The sequence below is a fragment of the Streptomyces sp. NPDC040622 genome, from assembly GCF_055593965.1.
In genome coordinates this window covers 164,159-184,399 of record NZ_JBVIXD010000004.1, presented here as the reverse complement: position 1 = coordinate 184,399, position 20,241 = coordinate 164,159, and the positions used below count along the sequence as shown (strand labels likewise).

The window sequence follows — 20,241 nt, the reverse complement described above, 5'->3', positions numbered from 1 at the left end:
CTCATGGCGAGTGAAGAGCAACTGGTCGACTACCTCAAGCGGGTCGCCGCCGAGCTGCATGACACCCGGCAGCGCCTGCGCGAGGTGGAGGACCGCCGCCAGGAGCCGGTGGCGGTCGTCGGCATGGCCTGCCGCTTCCCCGGGGGCGTCGAGACGCCCGAGGGGCTGTGGGACCTGGTCGCCGCGAGCGACGACGCCATCGCACCCTTCCCCACCGACCGCGGCTGGGACCTCGAGGGCATCTACCACCCGGATCCCGACCACCCGGGCACCTGCTACGTCCGCGAGGGCGGATTCCTCGGAGCTGCCGACCGGTTCGACTCCGACTTCTTCGGCTTCAGCCCCCGGGAGGCGCTGGCCAGCAGCCCCCAGCTGCGGCTGCTCCTCGAAACGTCCTGGGAGGCCATCGAGCGGGCGGGCATCGACCCCACCACGCTCAAGGGCAGCGCCACCGGCGTCTACGTAGGCGCCGCGACCACCGGCAACCAGACCCAGGGAGACCCCGGCGGAAAGGCGACCGAGGGCTACGCGGGCACCGCACCCAGCGTCCTGTCGGGCCGCCTCTCCTTCACGCTCGGCATGGAAGGCCCCGCGGTCACCGTCGAGACAGCCTGCTCCTCCTCGCTCGTGGCGATGCACCTGGCGTCCAACGCCCTGCGCCAGGGCGAGTGCGACCTCGCCCTGGCGGGCGGCGTCACCGTCATGTCCACCCCCGAGGTGTTCACCGGCTTCTCCCGCCAGCGCGGTCTCGCGCCCAACGGCCGCTGCAAGCCCTTCGCCGCCGCGGCCGACGGCACGGGCTGGGGCGAGGGAGCGGGCCTGATCCTCCTGGAACGCCTCTCCGACGCCCGCCGCAACGGCCACCCGGTCCTCGCCGTACTGCGCGGCTCGGCCATCAACCAGGACGGCGCGAGCAACGGCTTCACCGCGCCCAACGGCCCCTCGCAGCGCCGCGTCATCCGCCAGGCCCTCTCCAGCGCTCATCTCTCCACGTCGGAGATCGACGCGGTGGAGGCGCACGGCACCGGCACCCGGCTCGGCGACCCCATCGAGGCCGAGGCGCTCATCGCCACGTACGGCAAGGAGCGCGAGGGCGACCGGCCGTTGTGGCTCGGCTCGGTCAAGTCGAACATCGGTCACACGCAGGCCGCCGCGGGCGTGGCCGGCGTCATCAAGATGGTCATGGCCCTGCAGAACGACCTGCTGCCCGCGACCCTCAACGTCGACGAACCGACCCCGCACGTCCAGTGGGACGGCGGCGGAGTACGTCTCCTGACCGAACCTGTCCCGTGGCGGCGAAGCGAACGTCCGCGCCGGGCGGGCGTCTCCTCCTTCGGTATCTCGGGCACGAACGCGCACGTCATCCTTGAGGAGGCGCCCGAGGAGCAAGCCCCCGAGGCGACCACCGCTCCCGCGTCGCCGGCCTCGGAGACGGGCGCGGTGCTGCCGTGGTTGGTCTCCGGCAGGAGCGCGGACGCGCTGCGCGAACAGGCCCGACGGCTGGGCGAGTTCGCGTCCGCGGAGCCCGCTCCGTCGACGGCCGACATCGGGTGGTCGCTGGCCACGGCGCGGTCGGCCCTCGAACACCGGGCGGTGGTCGTCGGTGGCGATCGGGACGTGCTGACGGCGGGGCTCGAGGCGTTGGCGTCGGGCGAGGCGTCCGCTGACGTGGTGTCGGGGGTTGTCGGTGATGTGGGTCCGGGGCCGGTGTTGGTGTTTCCGGGTCAGGGTTCGCAGTGGGTGGGCATGGGTGCCCGGTTGTTGGACGAGTCGTCGGTGTTCGCGGGGCGGATTGCCGAGTGTGAGCAGGCGTTGTCCGCTCATGTGGACTGGTCACTCACAGCGGTGTTGCGTGGGGACGGCTCCGAGCTGTCCCGGGTCGAGGTCGTGCAGCCGGTGTTGTGGGCGGTGATGGTGTCGCTGGCGGCTGTGTGGGCGGACTATGGGATCACGCCTGCTGCTGTGGTGGGGCATTCGCAGGGTGAGATGGCTGCCGCGTGTGTGGCGGGGGCTCTGTCGCTGGAGGATGCGGCGCGGATCGTGGCGGTACGCAGTGACGCGCTGCGGCAGTTGATGGGGCACGGCGACATGGCGTCCCTCAGCACGAATGCCGAAGAGGCCGTCGAGCTGATCGGTGAGCGGCCGGGCGTGTGCGTGGCCGCCGTCAACGGGCCGGCCTCTACGGTTATTTCGGGCCCGCCCGAGCATGTCGCCGCCGTCGTCGCCGACGCCGAGGCGCGCGGGCTCAGGGCTCGGGTCATCGATGTGGGGTACGCCTCCCACGGACCTCAGATCGACGGCCTCCACGAGCTGTTGACCGACCGCCTGGCGGACATTCGGCCGGTCGCCACCGACGTGGCGTTCTATTCCACGGTCACCGCCCAGCGGCTGGCCACGACCACCGCCCTGGACACGGACTACTGGGTCACCAACCTGCGCCAGCCCGTCCGCTTCGCCGACACCATCAACGCCCTCCTCAATGACGGCTACCGCCTGTTCATCGAGGCCAGCCCCCACCCGGTGCTCGGTCTTGGCATGGAGGAGACCATCGAGCGGGCGGACGTCTCCGCCTCGGTGGTCCCCACTCTCCGCCGCGACCACGGTGACGCCACCCAACTCACCCGCGCCGCCGCCCACGCCTTCACCGCGGGCGCCACCATCGACTGGCGCCGCTGGTTCCCGGCCGACCCCACCCCTCGTACCGTCGACCTGCCCACCTACGCCTTCCAGCGCCGGAGCTACTGGCTGCCGGTCGACGGAGTCGGCGACGTACGGTCCGCCGGGCTCCGGCGGCTGGAGCACACGCTGCTGCCCGCCGCGCTCGGCCTTGCCGACGGCTCCCTCGTGCTCACCGGACGGCTCGCGTCGGGTGGTGCCGGCTGGCTCGCCGACCACGCGGTGGCGGGCACGACGCTCGTGCCGGGAGCCGCTCTGGTCGAGTGGGCGCTGCGGGCGGCCGACGAGGCGGGGTGCGCGGCACTCGAGGAGCTGACCCTCCAGGCGCCCCTGGTGCTGCCCGAGTCCGGAGGTCTTCAGGTCCAGGTGGTCGTGGGCACGGCCGACGAGCGGGGCGGTCGGCGTGCGGTGCGCGTCTTCTCCCGTATCGACGGCGTCGACCGTGTCGACGATGGCGACGGAGCCGACCGCGGCGGCTTGGACGAGGACACGCACGCGGACCTCGGGGAGGGCTGGACGTGTCATGCGACCGGCGTGCTGAGCCCCGAGCCCGCCGACGCGCCGGACGGGATGGGCGGACAGTGGCCCCCGGCGGGCGCCGAGCCGGTGGAGATCGGGGATCTCTACGAGCGGGCGGCGTCGGCGGGGTACGAGTACGGCCCTTCGTTCCGGGGCCTGCGCGCGGTGTGGCGGACCGGCCGGGACCTGCTGGCCGAGGTGGAGCTGCCCGACGAGGCGGGCGCCGGGGACGGTTTCGGCATCCACCCCGTACTGCTCGACTCCGCACTCCACCCGGCGCTCCTGCTCGACCGGAACGCGTCCGGCGACGAGGCCGGTCTCCGCCTGCCCTTCGCCTGGAACGGGGTGTCCCTGTGGGCCACCGGCGCCGCCACCGTGCGGGTGCGCCTGACCCCGTACGGCGAGGAGGGGGCGGAAGAGGGCGCAGGGCTGCGCGTGACGGTCGCCGACGCCGCCGGAGCGCCGGTGCTGAGCGTGGACTCGCTGGCGCTGCGGCCCGCCGACCCCGAACTGCTGCGCTCGGCTGCCAGGGCGGGCGGCACCACCAACGGTTTGTTCACCGTCGACTGGACCTCTCTGCCGCCGGTGGCCGTCGAGGACGGCGACGACGGCTGGGTGCTGCTCGCTCCGGACGCACAGGACGTGCTGCCTGACTGGGCCGGGTCCGGCATGCCCCGGCATCCGGATCTCGCGGCGTTGTCGGCCGCGCTGGACGAGGGCGCACAGGCCCCTGCGACCGTCCTTGTGGACGTTGCGGCCACTGAAGGCACTTCGGTCACTTCGGTGACTTCGGTCCATTCGGACACGGCTCACGGAACGGTGGACGCACTCGGGCGGACAGCGGCCGAGCGCGGCTTGCGGCTGCTGCGGGACTGGCTCACCGAGCCGCGCCTCGCTGAGTCGCGGCTCGTACTGGTCACCCGGCACGCGGTGGCGGTACCGACGCGTGACGGGGTCCCGGCGCACGACGACCCGACTCCCGTGCCCCCCGACCTCGCGGGCGCCGCCCTGTGGGGACTCGTACGCGCCGCGCAGGCCGAACACCCGGACCGCTTCGTCCTGTTGGACGCCGACCGGACCACGGGGTGGGCGGACGTCGTGCGGGCCCTCGCGAGCGGTGAGCCGCAGGTCGCGGTACGCGGTGGCGAGCCGTTGGTGCCGCGCCTCGCACGCGCCACCGCCCCACGCGTCCTGGCCTCCGACTCCGAGACGGCTGTCGCCGGTACGGCGCTCGACCCCGACGGGACCGTCCTCGTCGCGGGCGGCACCGGCATGATGGGCGGCCTCGTCGCAGAACACCTGGTGCGCGAGTGGGGCGTACGACACCTCCTGCTGGTCAGCAGGCAGGGCCCCGCCGCACCGGACGCCCGTGACCTCGCCGAACGGCTGACCGGGCTCGGCGCCTCGGTACGGATCGACGCCGCCGACCTGACGGACGCGCCGGCCACCACCGATCTGGTGGCCTCGGTCGACCCGGCGCACCCGTTGACCGGTGTGATCCACGCGGCCGGTGTCCTGGACGACGCCGTGGTCACCGCGCAGACGGCCGACCAACTGGCCAGGGTGTGGGCGGCCAAGGCCTCCGTCGCCGCCAACCTGGACGCAGCCACCTCGGACCTGCCGCTCGGCCTGTTCGTCATGTTCTCCTCCGCCGCAGGAGTCCTCGGCAACGCGGGCCAGGCCGGATACGCGGCCGCCAACGCCTTCGTGGACGCGCTGGTCGCCCGCCGCCGTACCGTCGGACTGCCCGGCCTGTCCATCGCCTGGGGCCTGTGGGCGCGCGGCAGCGCCATGACCCGGCACTTGGACGACGCCGACCTGGCGCGGCTGCGCGCCGGCGGTGTGAAGCCGCTCCTCGACGAGCAGGGCCTCGCACTCCTCGACGCGGCGCGGGACCTCGCCACGCACACCCCGCTGGTGGTCGCGGCCGGCATCGACGTGCACGGCGCGGGCGGGGACGACGTCCCCGCGATCCTGCGGAACCTGACGGGCCGGACCCGCCGCAGGGCGGCCGCCGACTCCGCCGTGGACAAGGGTGCGCTGGAGCGGCGCCTCGCGGGCCTGGACGAGGCAGGACGCCGGGCCGTCGTCGCCGACGTCGTGCGCGAGTGCGTGGCGGCGGTGCTCGGCCACCGGTCGGCGGCCGACGTGCGCACCGAGGCCAACTTCAAGGAGCTGGGCTTCGATTCCCTCACGGCCGTACAGCTCCGCAACCGCCTCTCGACCGCCAGCGGCCTCCGCCTGCCCGCCACGATGGCCTTCGACCACCCCACCCCCCAAGCCCTCGCGGCCTACCTCTCCACCCGCCTGGGCGGCACGGCCGCGACACCCGTCGCTCCCGTCGGACGCCCGACGGCCACGACGGACGACCCGGTCGCCATCGTCTCCATGGCCTGCAAGTACCCCGGCGGAGTGACCTCCCCGGAAGGACTGTGGAACCTGGTCGACTCGGGCGTGGACGCGATGGGTGCGTTCCCCACCGACCGAGGCTGGGACCTGGAGCGCCTCTTCCACCCCGACCCGGACAACCCCGGCACCACCTACGCCGACGAAGGGGCCTTCCTGCCGGACGCGGGTGATTTCGACGCGGCGTTCTTCGGGATCAATCCGCGTGAGGCGTTGGCGATGGATCCGCAGCAGCGGTTGTTGCTGGAGGCGTCGTGGGAGGTGTTCGAGCGGGCGGGCATCGATCCGACGACGCTCAAGGGCACCCTCACCGGCACCTACGTCGGCGTCATGTACCACGACTACGCGGCCGGCCTGGCCCAGGATGCCCAGTTGGAGGGCTACTCCATGCTGGCCGGTTCCGGCAGCGTCGTCTCCGGCCGGGTCTCCTACACCCTGGGCCTGGAAGGTCCCGCGGTCACGGTCGACACGGCCTGTTCCTCTTCGCTGGTGTCCATCCACTTGGCTGCGCAGGCGCTGCGCCAGGGCGAGTGCGACCTGGCCCTCGCGGGCGGTGTCACCGTCATGGCCACGCCCGAGGTCTTCACCGGCTTCTCGCGCCAGCGCGGCCTGGCCCCGGACGGCCGGTGCAAGCCGTTCGCCGCCGCGGCCGACGGCACGGGCTGGGGCGAGGGCGTCGGCGTCCTGCTCCTGGAACGCCTCTCGGACGCGCGCCGCAACGGCCACCATGTTTTGGGCGTCGTGCGGGGCTCGGCGGTGAACCAGGACGGTGCGAGCAATGGTCTGACGGCGCCGAACGGTCCGTCGCAGGAGCGGGTGATCCGCCAGGCGTTGGCCGGTGGCGGGTTGTCGGCCGGTGATGTGGATGTGGTGGAGGGGCACGGTACGGGGACGACGCTGGGTGATCCGATCGAGGCGCAGGCGCTGCTGGCCACGTATGGGCAAGACCGTTCACCGGGCCGTCCGTTGTGGCTGGGTTCGGTGAAGTCGAATATCGGTCATACGCAGGCTGCTGCGGGTGTCGCGGGTGTCATCAAGATGGTGATGGCGATGCGGCACGGTGTCGTACCTGCGAGTCTTCATGTGGATGAGCCGACTCCGCACGTGGACTGGGATGCGGGCGCGGTGCGGCTGGCGGTGGAGTCGGTGCCGTGGCCGGAGGGGGCAGGGCCTCGCCGGGCGGGCATCTCGTCGTTCGGCGCTTCGGGCACGAACGCGCACCTGATCGTTGAGCACGCCCCCGAGCCCGCGAACGACCGGGTACGGATGCCTGTGGCCGCCGGTACGCCGGGCGACAGCTCCGGCGAGCGGGCGTCCCGGGTGCCCTGGGTGCTCTCCGCCCGCACTGCAGAGGCCCTGCGCGAGCAGGCGCGCCGCCTGGGTGAAGCGGTGGTGGCCGACCCGGCCGTGCGGAACGAGGACGTCGGCTGGTCCCTGCTGCGCTCGCGATCGCTGTTCGAGCGACGCGCGGTCGTCTCGGGGCGGGACCGGTCCGAACTGCTGGCGGGTATCGCCGCACTGGCCGCAGGGGAAGCCCATCCGGCGCTGACGGAGTCACGTGAGGGTGCGGCGACTTCAAGCGGTGATGTGGTCTGGCTGTTCAGTGGTCAGGGGAGTCAGTTGGTGGGGATGGGGGCTGGCTTGTATGGGCGGTTCCCGGTGTTTGCTGCTGCGTTTGATGAGGTGTGCGGTCTGTTGGATGCGGAGTTCGCTGAGGTGGCGGGTTCGGCGGGGGTGGGTGGGTCGGTTCGGGAGGTGGTGTTCGGGGGTCCGCGGGGGCGGTTGGATCGGACGGTGTGGGCGCAGGCGGGGTTGTTTGCGTTGCAGGTGGGTCTTGCGCGGTTGTGGGAGTCGGTGGGTGTTCGGCCGGATGTGGTGGTGGGGCATTCGGTGGGGGAGATTGCGGCTGCTCATGTGGCTGGGGTCTTGTCGTTGGGGGATGCGTGTCGGGTGGTGGGTGCGCGGGCTCGGTTGATGGGTGGGTTGCCTGAGGGTGGGGCGATGTGTGCGGTGCAGGCGACGGTGGGGGAGCTTGCCGCTTGTCTGGAGGGGACGGGGGTGAGTGTTGCTGCTGTCAATACTCCTGATTCCACGGTGATATCGGGGCCTTCAGATGAGGTGGAGGGCATTGTTGCGCTGTGGAAGGAGCGGGGTCGTAAGACGAAGCCGCTGTCTGTGAGTCATGCTTTTCATTCGGTGTTGATGGAGCCGATGCTTGATGAGTTCGTCGGGGCTTTGCGTGGGGTGGAGTTCAGGCGGCCTTTGATTCCGTTGATGAGCAATGTTTCGGGTGGGGAGGCGGGGGAGGAGATTACGACCCCGGAGTACTGGGCGCGGCATGTGCGTCAGACCGTTCTCTTCCAGCCCGCCATCGCCCAACTGGCCCACAGTGCTGGGGTATTCGTGGAGCTCGGCCCGAGCCCTGTACTCATCACCGCGGCCCAGCACACCCTCGACGACGTCGGCGACCCCCAGGGTCCGGAGCCCGTGCTGGTGTCCTCGCTGGCCGGTGAACGGCCCGAGGAGCAGGCGTTCGTGGACGCGATGGCCCGCCTTCACGTCGCCGGGACCGTCGTGGACTGGTCGGTGTTGTTCTCGGCTGGTTCTGGGTCGGGTGTGGTGGATCTGCCGACGTATGCGTTCCAGCGGGAGCGTTTTTGGTTGTCGGGTCGTGCTGGTGGTGTGGTGGATGCGTCGGGGCTGGGTTTGGTGGCTGCGGGGCATGCGTTGTTGGGTGCGGCGGTGGAGTTCGCGGATCGGGGTGGGTGTCTGCTGACGGGGCGTCTGTCGCGGTCGGGTGTGGGCTGGTTGGTTGATCATGTGGTGGCCGGGTCGGTGTTGGTGCCGGGTGCGGTGTTGGTGGAGTGGGCGTTGCGGGCCGGTGATGAGGTTGGTTGCGGGTCGGTGGAGGAGTTGATGTTGCGGGCGCCTGTGGTGGTGCCTGGGGTGTCGGGTCTGCGGGTGCAGGTGGTGGTGGGTGAGGCGGGTGAGGACGGGCGTCGTGGTGTGCAGATCTACACCCGTCCGGATGTGGATGCCGTTGAGGGTGATGACTCCTGGGTCTGCCACGCCACCGGCACTCTCGCTCCCGAAGCGGACTCGACAGCCGCTGACCTGGGTGGAGGCCTGACGGGCGGTTGGCCCGCGACAGGAGCCGAGCCGGTGGACCTGGCCGGCTTCTATGAGCGGGTGGCCGAGGCCGGCTATGCGTACGGTCCGGCGTTCCAGGGGCTGCGGGCGGTGTGGCGGGACGGGCAGGATCTCCTGGCGGAGGTTGACCTGCCCGAGGCCGCGGGCACTCCCGACGGCTACGGCATCCACCCCGCCCTGCTCGACGCCGCCCTCCACCCGGCCCTGCTGCTCGACTGGCCCGGGGAGCCGCAGGCCGACGGCAAGATCTGGCTGCCGTTCACCTGGAACGAGGTCTCCTTGTGGGCCGCGGGCGCCGGCACCGTACGCGTGCGTCTGTCGCCCGGCGAGTACGACGAGACCGAGCGTGAAGTGCGGGTGCTGGTCACCGACGGTGCCGGGGCGAACGTTCTGAGCGTGGGCTCGGTGTCCCTGCGACCCGCCGACATCGGGCAGTTGCAGTCCGCGCAGGCGCGGGACGGCCTGTTCACGGTGGACTGGACGCCACTTCAGATGACGTCGACCGAAGCGGATTCCGGGGCCGGGACCGAGGCCGAGGGCGGGGGCGGTGACGGCTGGGTCGTGTTGGCGGATGGTGTCGGTCTGGTTGATGTGGTGTCGGCCGGTGGTGAGGTGCCGTGGGCGGTGCTGGCTCCTGTCGGTGCTGGTGCTGGTGCTGGTGCTGGTGTGGGGGGTGGGGGTGGTCTGGCGGTTGCGGAGCGTGTGTTGGGGCTGGTGCAGGAGTTTCTGGCTGTGGAGGAGTTGGCCGAGTCCCGTCTGGTGTTGGTGACACGGGGGGCCGTGGCCGTCGGGGTCGAGTCCGACAGTGATGTGGATCCCGGTGTCGCGGCGGTGTGGGGCTTGGTCCGCAGTGCCCAGTCCGAGAACCCGGGCCGCTTCGTCCTCCTCGACCTCGGGACGGATGCCGACGCTGGTTGTGGCGTTGTTGTCGAGGGTCTGGATCAGTCCCTCGTGCGTCGGGCCGTCGAAGACCTCGACGAACACCAACTCGCCCTGCGCGCAGACAAGCTGCAGGTGCCCCGACTTGCCCGCGCGACCGGCGGCGCGCTGCTCTCCGCGCCCACCGACCGCGCATGGCGGCTCGACAAGGGTGCCGCCGGGACCCTGGAGAGCGTGGCGCCCGTTGCCTGCCCGGAGGTTCTGGAGCCGCTGGGCACCGGCCAGGTACGCCTGGGCGTCCATGCGGCCGGCATCAACTTCCGCGATGTCCTGGTCAGCCTCGGCATGGTGCCGGGTCAGGTCGGTCTCGGCGGTGAGGGTGCCGGTGTCGTGACGGAGGTCGGCCCCGACGTGACGCACCTGTCGGTCGGTGATCGGGTCATGGGCGTGCTCCACGGCTCCTTCGGGCCGACGGCCGTCGCGGACACGCGGATGATCGCGCCCGTCCCGCAGGGATGGGACATGCGTGAGGCTGCCGGCATGCCCGTCGCCTATCTGACGGCTTGGTACGGGTTGGTGGAGCTGGCGGGTCTGAAAGCGGGTGAGCGGGTACTGATCCATGCCGGTACGGGTGGTGTGGGGATGGCCGCGATACAGGTCGCCCGGCACCTGGGCGCGGAAGTGTTCGCCACCGCGAGTCCCGCCAAGCATGCCGTCCTGGAGGGGATGGGCGTCGACGCGGCCCACCGTGCCTCGTCCCGGGACATCGCCTTCGAGGACACGATCCGTGAGGTCACGGGTGGCCGTGGTGTGGACGTCGTCCTGAACAGCCTCACCGGTGAGTTCATCGATGCCTCCCTGCGGCTGCTCGGCGAGGGCGGCCGGTTCCTGGAGATGGGCAAGACCGATCTGCGTGCCTCCGACGAGGTGGCCGCCGAGTACCCGGGCGTCACGTACACCGTCTACGACCTGGTCGGCGACGCGGGACCGGACCGCATCGAGGTCATGATGCGGGAGCTGGGCGAGCTGTTCGCCTCCCGTGCCCTGGCGCCTCTTCCGGTACGTTCCTGGCCGCTGGACAAGGCGCGGGAAGCGTTCCGGTTCATGAGTCAGGCGAAACACACCGGCAAGCTGGTGCTGGACGTCCCGGCCCCGCTGGACCCCGAGGGCACGGTGCTGGTCACCGGTGGGACCGGCGTGCTCGGGCAGGTCGTGGCGGAGCACTTGGTGCGGGAGTGGGGCGTACGGCATCTGCTGCTGGCCAGCCGTAGTGGACCGGAAGCTCCGGGCGGCAGTGAACTCGCCGACAGGCTGAGCGGGTTGGGTGCGGAGGTGACGCTCGCTGCGGCTGATGTCGGTGACGCGGACTCGGTGGCGGAGCTGGTCGGCAAGACGGATCCCGCGCATCCGCTGACCGGCATCGTGCATGCGGCGGGTGTCCTGGAGGACGCGGTGGTGACCGCGCAGACTCCGGAGGGTCTGGCACGTGTGTGGGCGGCGAAGGCCGCTGCCGCGCAGCACTTGCACGAGGCGACGAGTGGGATGCGGTTGGGCCTGTTCGCCGTGTTCTCCTCGGCCGCCGCCACCCTCGGCAGCCCCGGCCAGGCCAACTACGCGTCCGCCAACGCCTATTGCGACGCCCTGATGCAGCACCGCCGCGCCCGTGGCGAGGCAGGGCTGTCGGTCGGCTGGGGCCTGTGGCAGGCCTCGGGCGACACGAGTGGCGATCCGAAGGGCGACCTGAAGGGCGATCTGAAGGGCCCGTCGAAGGGGGACCAGGCGGGCGGCGCGACCGGCGGCATGTCCGGCGGTCTGAGTCAGACCGACGTGGCCCGGATGAGCCGCATCGGCGTCAAGGCGATGACCAACGCGCACGGCTTGGCCCTGTTCGACGCCGCGCACCGCCATGGCCACCCCCACCTCGTCGCCACGGACCTGAACCCGCGCATCCTGGCGGGCAAACCCGCAGTGGCCCTGCCGTCCCTCCTGCGGGCCTTCGCGGGAGGCCAGGGCTCCGCACGGCCGACGGCGGGCGGCGTGGCCCGGCAGAACATCGACTGGGCCGGAAAACTGTCCGCGCTGACCGTGGACGAACAGCACCGCACCCTGCTCGACCTGGTGCGCACGCACGCGGCAGCGGTTCTCGGGCACACCGGGACCGACGCCGTGCGCGCCGACGCGGCCTTCCAGGACCTCGGCTTCGACTCGCTCACCGCGGTCGAACTGCGCAACCGGCTCTCCGCGTCCACCGGCCTGCGCCTGCCCGCCACATTCATCTTCCGGCACCCCACCCCGTCCGCCATCGCCGAAGAACTGCGCACGCAGCTGTGCCCGGCGGGCGCCGACCCGTCGGCGCCGCTCTTCGGCGAGCTGGACAAGCTGGAGACGGTGATCGCGGGGCACGCACACGACGAGGACACCCGCGGGCGTCTCGTGGCACGCCTGCAGAGCCTGCTGTGGCGCCTGGACGACACGGCGGGCGGCAGCGGGGACGCCGACGGTGACGCCGCCGGGAACGGAGACCTCTCGTCCGCGTCCGACGACGAGCTCTTCGAGCTGATCGACCGAGAACTGCCTTCTTGATCAGGAGTGGAGAAGAGATGCCGGGTACGCAGGACACGCCGGGTACGGAGGAAAAGCTCCGCCACTATCTGAAGCGAGTGACGGCGGATCTCGGGCAGACCCGTCAGCGCCTGCGCGACGTGGAGGAGCGGCAGCACGAGCCGGTGGCCATCGTCTCGATGGCCTGCCGGTACCCGGGTGGTGTCGCGTCGCCGGAACAGCTGTGGGACCTGATCGCCTCGCGCGGCGACGCCATCGAGGCGTTCCCCACCGACCGCGGCTGGGACGTGGCCGGCCTCTACCACCCCGACCCGGACCACCCGGGCACGACCTACGTACGGGAGGCCGGGTTCCTGCGGGACCCCGCACGCTTCGACGCCGACTTCTTCGGCGTCAATCCGCGCGAGGCGCTCGCCGCCGACCCGCAGCAGCGCGTCCTTCTCGAAGTGTCCTGGGAACTGTTCGAGCGCGCGGGCATCGACCCCACCACGCTCAGGGACACGCTGACCGGTGTGTACGCGGGAATGTCGAGCCAGGACCACATGTCCGGGGGGCAGGTGCCGCCGGAGGTCGAGGGGTACGCGACCACGGGCACCCTGTCCAGCGTCATCTCCGGCCGCATCGCCTACACGTTCGGCCTGGCCGGGCCGGCGGTGACGCTCGACACGGCATGCTCGGCCTCACTGGTGGCGATCCACCTGGCCTGCCAGGCGCTGCGCCAGGGCGACTGCGGCCTGGCCCTGGCGGGCGGAGTGACGGTCCTGTCCACGCCCACGGCGTTCGTGGAGTTCTCCCGCCAGCGTGGCCTCGCCCCGGACGGCCGCTGCAAGCCGTTCGCCGAGGCCGCCGACGGCACCGGATTCTCCGAGGGCGTCGGCATGATCCTCCTGGAGCGCCTCTCCGACGCGCGCCGCAACGGGCACCAAGTGCTCGGGATCGTACGCGGGTCCGCCGTCAACCAGGACGGCGCGAGCAACGGCCTGACCGCCCCGAACGACGTCGCCCAGGAACGGGTGATCCGCCAGGCCCTCACCAACGCCCGCGTCACCCCGGACGCCGTCGACGCCGTCGAGGCGCACGGTACGGGCACCACGCTCGGCGACCCGATCGAGGGCAACGCGCTCCTCGCGACGTACGGAAAGGACCGCCCGGCGGACCGGCCGCTGTGGCTCGGTTCGGTGAAGTCGAACATCGGTCACACGCAGGCCGCCGCGGGTGTCGCGGGCGTCATCAAGATGGTCATGGCCATGCGCCACGGAGAGCTCCCCGCCTCGCTCCACATCGACCGGCCCACACCCCACGTGGACTGGGAGGGCGGGGGAGTACGGCTGCTCACCGACCCCGTGCCGTGGCCCAGGACCGACCGGGCACGCCGGGCGGGCGTCTCCTCCTTCGGCATCAGCGGCACCAACGCCCACCTGATCGTGGAACAGGCTCCCGCCCCGTCGGACGCGGGGCAGGAACAGGGGCAGGGGCAGGAGTCAGAGCTGGAAGGTGCTGAGACCACCGGCGCGTACGACGCTCTCGCGGTGCCCTGGGTGGTCTCGGCACGAGGCCACGACGCACTGCGTGCCCAAGCTGCCGCGCTCGCCGAACGGGCCCTGTACGACGCCGAGTTGGCCCGGCCGTCGGACGTCGGATGGTCCCTGCTCGGCACTCGGGCGCTGCACGGACGGCGGGCGGTGGTCGTGAGCTCGGAGCGCGCCGAGTTGGTGGCCGGGTTGGAGGCGTTGGCGGCGGGGGAGACGCATCCGGCGCTGGTCGGTCCGGCTGTGTCGCAGGTTGGCGTGAACAGGGACGTGGTCTGGCTGTTCAGTGGTCAGGGGAGTCAGTTGGTGGGGATGGGGGCTGGCTTGTATGGGCGGTTCCCGGTGTTTGCTGCTGCGTTTGATGAGGTGTGTGGTCTGTTGGATGTTGAGTTGGGTGGGTCGGTTCGGGAGGTGGTGTTTGGGGGTCCGCGGGGGCGGTTGGATCGGACGGTGTGGGCGCAGGCGGGGTTGTTTGCGTTGCAGGTGGGTCTTGCGCGGTTGTGGGAGTCGGTGGGTGTTCGGCCGGATGTGGTGGTGGGGCATTCGGTGGGGGAGATTGCGGCTGCTCATGTGGCGGGTGTGTTGAGTCTGGGGGATGCGTGTCGGGTGGTGGGTGCGCGGGCTCGGTTGATGGGTGGGTTGCCTGAGGGTGGGGCGATGTGTGCGGTGCAGGCGACGGTGGGGGAGCTTGCTGCTTGTCTGGAGGGGACGGGGGTGAGTGTTGCTGCTGTCAATACTCCTGATTCCACGGTGATATCGGGGCCCTCGGAGGAGGTGGAGCGAGTCGCGGAGGTGTGGAAGGAGCGGGGTCGTAAGGCGAAGCCGCTGTCTGTCAGTCATGCTTTTCATTCGGTGTTGATGGAGCCGATGCTTGATGAGTTCGTCGGGGCTTTGCGTGAGGTGGAGTTCAGGCGGCCTTTGATTCCGTTGATGAGCAATGTTTCGGGTGGGGAGGCGGGGGAGGAGATTACGACCCCGGAGTACTGGGCGCGGCATGTGCGTCAGACCGTTCTCTTCCAGCCCGCCATCGCCCAACTGGCCCCTCGGGCGGGTGTGTTCATCGAGTTGGGTCCTGCCCCGGTCCTGACCACCGCCGCCCAGTACACCCTCGACGCCGACCCGGCCGAGGCCGACGACGGCCCGGAGCCCGTCGTCACCGCTTCCCTCCGCCCAGGTCAGCCGGACGACGTCGCCTTCGCGCAGGCCATGGCCCGCCTGCACACGGCGGGAGTCGCCGTGGACTGGTCCATGTACTTCCCGACCGATCCGAAGCCCCGCACCGTCGACCTGCCGACGTACGCCTTCCAGGGGCGGCGCTTCTGGCTCGCGGACGTCTCGGCCCCCGAAGCCGCGACGCAGGCGGACGCTGAGGAGGCCGGCTTCTGGGCGGCCGTTGAAGGCGCGGACGTCCAGGCGTTGTGCGACACCCTGCATCTGAAGGACGACGAACACAGGACGGCCCTGGAGACGGTGTTCCCCGCGCTGTCCGCATGGCGGCGCGAACGGCGGGAGCGGTCGGTCGTCGAGGGCTGGCGGTACCGCGTCGACTGGCAGCGTGTCGACTTTCCGAAAACGGCCGCCCGCGCTCCGGAAGGCCGTGACGCTCCGGAAGGCCGTGACGCTCCGGGAGCCCCGGATGTCTTGGGCGCCGGTACGTGGCTCATCGTCGTCCCCGAGCCGAGCGGCGGATCCTGGTCTGAGATCTGCGCCCGGGCTCTGGAGGAGGCCGGTGCCTCGACGGTCCTCGTGGAGCTCGGCCCGCGCGCCGACCGCGCGGGCCTGGCGGACCTGCTCCGGTCGCACCAGGCCGCGATCCCGGACGACCGCCCCCTGGCCGGCGTGCTGTCCCTGCTGGCCCTCGACGAGCGGCAGGAGACCCCCGATGCCAAGTCGGCCGACGGCCTGACCAGTACTTTGACGCTGCTGCACGGCCTGCTGGACGCGGAGGTCCGGGCGCCCCTCTGGTGTGCCACCCGTGGCGCCGTCGCCTGCGACGAGAGTGACCCCGTCGTCTCCCCGGAGCAGGCCCCGGTCTGGGGACTCGGCCGCGTGGCCGCGCTGGAGCACCCGGAGCTGTGGGGTGGCCTCGTCGACCTGCCCGCCGATCCGGCGGCGCTCGACGCGGGCGCGCTGTACGCGGTACTGCGCGGGGACAGCGGCGAGGACCAGGTCGCGCTGCGCCGCGCGGGTGTCCTCGGCCGCCGTCTGGTGCCCGAGGCGGCCTCCGGGGCGGAGATCCCGGGGGAGTGGCGGCCGCACGGCGCCGTCCTGGTGACGGGTGGCGTCGGTCGGCTGGCGGACCAGGTCGTACGGTGGCTTGCCGCCTCGGGCGCCGAACACGTCGTACTCCTGGACCTGGACCTGGACCTGGATCCGGACTCGGACTCGGACTCGGCCCCGACCGGCCGCCGCAGGGGCGGTGACCTCGCGGCGCAAGTCGCCGAACATGGAGCCGAGTTGACCGTCCTCGCGGGCGGCCCGGTCGACGGGCCGGGTGCGGTCGCGCGGGTCCTCGACGACCTGAAGGACGTGGAGATACGTACGGTCATCCACACCTCACTGCCCGGCGAGCTCGCGCCGCTGGCCGAGGTCACGCCCGAAGCGCTTGCCGCAGCGGCCTCCGCGGCCGTGGGGTTGGGCGAGCTGGGTGACCCGGACGCCCTCGGCGGCGGATCCCGGCCCGTGGACACCGTGCTGTACTTCTCCTCCGTGGCGGCCGCGCTCGGCAGCAGGGGACACGGCGCGTACGCCGCAGCCAACGCCTACCTCGACGCGCTCGCACAGCGGCACCGGGCCGAGGGTCCCCGCACGGTCTCCGTGGGATGGGGCATCTGGGACCTGCCGGACGACGGGGAGCCGGCGCGCACCGCCGCCGGACTCTCCCGACGGCAGGGACTTCCGCCGCTGGAACCGCAGTTGGCGCTCGGTGCGCTGCGCGCGGTGCTCGCCGGCGGCAAGGGACACACGGTGGTCGCCGACATAGAGTGGGAGCGGTTCGCGCCGCTGTTCACGCTGGCCCGCCCCACGCGGCTGCTCGACGGGGTTCCCGAGGTCCGGCGTGTCCTCGACGCCTCGTCGGAGAGCGCAGAGGGGGCGGAGAACGCTTCGGCGCTGCGCCGCGAACTGGCCGCCCTGCCCGTGCGGGAGCGAACCGGTGCGCTCCTGGACATGGTCCGCGCCCAGGTGTCCGCCGTCCTGCGCTACGGGCCGGGGGAGGAGGTGGAGCCGGAGAAGGCCTTCAAGGACCTCGGCTTCGACTCCCTCGTCGTGGTCGAGCTGCGCAACCGGCTGCGCGCCGCCACCGGGCTCCGGCTGCCCGCCACCCTCGTCTACGACTATCCGACGCCCCGCGCCCTCTCGGAACACCTGTTGGACAGGGTGCTGCCCGACGGCGGCGCGGGGGAGCTGCCGGTGGCCGGGCACCTGGACGACCTGGAGTCGGCCCTCGCCGGTCTCGCGGCGGACGATCCGCGCCGCAAGGGCCTGATCCGGCGGCTGCAGACCCTGCTGTGGAAACAGCCGGATGCCGAGGGGGCGGCTACGCCGACCGACGGGGACCCGGAGAACGGTACGGCGGACCTCACCGCGGCGAGCGCCGACGACATGTTCGCGCTGATCGACCGCGAGTGGGGCACCCGGTGAACTACGCCCCGGGGCACGGCAAGTGACCACGGAACAGTGACCACGGAACGCCGAGGGACACGGGAAGTGACCACGGAAGGGGCAGAGCGGTGAACCTGGTGGAACGGGAAGAGCAGCTGGTCGTCCTGCAGGCAGCCTTCGACGGCTCCCCGGATTCTGGTGGCAGTGACGCAGGCGGCAGCCTGCTGGTGCTGAGCGGCGCGGTCGGCACCGGCAAGACCGCACTGCTCCGGGCGTGGACCGATGGCCTCGGCGCACGTGCGACCGTACTGACCGCGACCGCTTGCCGGGCCGAGCGCGACCTGCCGCTCGGCGTCCTCGAGCAGCTGGTGCGAAGCCCCGGCCTGCCCGCCGGGAGTGCCGAACGCGCGCAGGCGTGGTACGAGGAGGCGGCCGCATCGACCGGGGGCGCCCCGCGCCGAGCCACCCCGCTGCCCGGCACCTCGACGTCAGCCACCGCGCCCCCGGATCTCTCACCCTCGCCCGCCCTGCGCGGACTGTGCGAGGTGGTGCGGGGCATGGTCGCCGAGCGGCCCGTCGTGGTCGCCGTCGACGACGCGCACCACGCCGACGCGGCCTCCCTGCAGTACCTGCACTACATGGTGCGCCGGCTGCGGTCGGCCCGACTGCATGTGGTGTTCACCGAGTACGTCCAGCAGCAGGCGGCGAACGCCTTGCTCGGCAGCGAGTTCCCGCGCGAACCGGCCCTGCGCCGGATCCGCCTGGACCCGCTGTCGAAGGCCGGGGTGGAGGCCGTGCTCGCGCGGCAGCTGGACGAGCGGACGGCTCAGGACCTGACCCCTGTCGTGCACGGCATGAGCGCGGGCTACCCGCTCCTCGTCCGGGCCCTGGCCGAGGACCACCGTACGACGGGCGGTGTCGGGGAGGCGTACGGCCGCGCGGTGCTCGGCCTCCTGTACCGGCAGGAGATGCCCGTCACTCAAGTGGCCTGCGCCATCGCGGCGTTGGGCGCGTACGCCACCCCGGTCCTGGTCGCGCGGCTGCTCGACGTGGACGCGGCGTCCGTCGCACGGGCCATGCGGCGGCTGGCCGTCGCGGAGCTGCTGCACGAGGGGCGCCTGTGCCATCCGGGGTTCGAGGCGGCCGTCCTCGACGGCATGCCGGCCGAGGAGCGCGGTGCCCTGCACGGGCGGGTGGCGGGCCTGCTGCACGAGGAGGGGGCACCGGCCACCGAGGTCGCCGCCCACCTCGTCGCCGCCGACCGTTCCGACATCCCCTGGGCGGTGCCCGTCTTTCAGGAGGCTGCCCAACTCGCCCTGGAGGAAGACCGGGTGGCGACCGGTGTCGACTTCCTGCGCGCCGCGCACCAGCGGTGCCGGAGTGCCGAGCAGCGTGCCGCGGTCGTCGGCGCGCTCGCCGACGCGGAGTGGCGCCTGGACCCCGCGAAGGTCCTGCGCCACCTGCCCGATCCCACCGGCGCGGCGCCCGCCGACGGCAGCGCGCCGCCCCTGCCCACCCACCTGCTGTGGCACGGCCGGATCGAGGAGGGCCTGGCCGCGATCGGCACGCTGACCGGGCCGAACCCGGCCGGTGCGCCGCCGGTGAACGCGGCGGACCTGGACACGCCCTGGCTGTGGGGCGCCTTCCTCTACCCCGGGCACGTCAAGGAGCGCCTGGGGGCCGGCCTTCTGAGCGCCCAGGGTGCCGCGCCACCCGCCGTCACCCCGGAGCTTCAGGGCGCGGGCACGCTGATGAACGATCTGCTGCACGGCGCGGAACGCGACGCCACCGAAGCGGCCGAACGTGCCCTGAACCGCTACCGTCTCGGCCCGCGTACCGTCGCCGTCCAGACCGCGGCGCTGGCCGCCCTGACCTACCGCGACCGGCCGCACCGGGCCGCCGCCTGGTGCGACGGGCTCCTCGCGCAGGCCGGCGAGCGTGACAGTCCCACCTGGCAGGCGCTGTTCAGCGGCTGGCGGGCCCTGCTCCACCTGCGGCAGGGCGACCCGGCCGCCGCGGAACAGTGTGCGGGAAGGGCGCTCGCCCTGCTCGGGCCGAAGGGCTGGGGCGCCGCGATCGGCCTTCCCCTGGCGGCCGCCGTGCAGGCCAGAGCGGCCTTGGGTGACGTGGACGGAGCGGCCGCCCTGCTCGAACGCCCCGTACCGCAGGCGGTGTTCCAGTCCCGCACCGGGCTCCACTACCTTGCGGCGCGGGGCCGCTACCACCTGGCGACCGGCTGCCATTACGCGGCCCTGTGCGACTTCTACGCCTGCGGTACGAGGATGAGCAGCTGGGGCATCGACCTGCCCGCCCTGGAGCCGTGGCGCCTCGGTGCCGCCGAGGCCTACCTGGCCCTCGGGGAGACACTCCTGGCCCGCCAACTCGTGCACGAGCAGCTGGCGTTGCCCACGCCGGCCGCCGGCCGCACCCGGGGCATGACGCTGCGCCTGTGCGCGGCGACGTCCCCCGCGCCGGTACGGGCCGAGCTGCTGGACGAGGCCGTGGCGGTGCTCCAGGAGGGCGGCGACGCCTTCGAGCTGGCGCGGGCCGTGGCCGACCAGAGCGTGGCAGTACGCGACGCGGGTGAGGCGGAACGCGCCCGGCTGCTGGCCCGCAAGGCACAGCTCCTCACCCGGCGTTGGGGCAGCGCACCCGGCACCGTCCCCGAACCGCCCGAGAACCACGCCCCCGGGCCGGACGCCGAACTGACCGGCGCCGAGCGTCGCGTGGCCGAGCTGGCCGCCGAAGGGTTCACCAACCGGGAGATCTCCCGGAAGCTGTGCGTCACGGTCAGCACCGTGGAACAGCACCTGACCCGGATCTACCGCAAGCTCGACGTCAAGCGGCTGGACCTGGAGGCGGCACTCCGGTAGCGGCCGACGGGTGCTTCCCGTCGTCGGGTGCGCGCCCTGGACCT

2 protein-coding genes and 1 pseudogene are annotated in these 20,241 nt (G+C 72.2%); all 3 read left to right on the top strand.

Features of this window, described 5'->3' with window-relative positions; genetic code table 11:
• Positions 1 to 3 precede the first annotated feature (3 nt).
• The 3 genes and pseudogenes from ACZ592_RS12710 to ACZ592_RS12700 all read left to right on the top strand — a co-directional run bounded on the left by ACZ592_RS12710 (position 4) and on the right by ACZ592_RS12700 (position 20,197).
• Positions 4 to 12,213: an SDR family NAD(P)-dependent oxidoreductase gene (locus ACZ592_RS12710; RefSeq protein ID WP_471581540.1), complete on the top strand. Its 12,210-nt coding sequence runs from the start codon at positions 4 to 6 to the stop codon at positions 12,211 to 12,213.
• A gap of 38 nt (positions 12,214 to 12,251) precedes the next feature.
• Positions 12,252 to 17,363: pseudogene (locus ACZ592_RS12705) on the top strand (type I polyketide synthase); the annotation flags it as partial.
• Positions 17,364 to 17,452: 89 nt separating this feature from the next.
• The gene (locus ACZ592_RS12700; RefSeq protein WP_471581539.1) at positions 17,453 to 20,197 is read left to right on the top strand and encodes an AAA family ATPase; all 2,745 of its coding nucleotides are present in this window, start codon (positions 17,453 to 17,455) and stop codon (positions 20,195 to 20,197) included.
• Positions 20,198 to 20,241 lie beyond the last annotated feature (44 nt).

Bases quoted from the DNA above. Each gene is read 5' to 3' on its own strand.
- ACZ592_RS12710 (WP_471581540.1), top strand. From the start codon at position 4: ATGGCGAGTGAAGAGCAACTGGTCGACTACCTCAAGCGGGTCGCCGCC.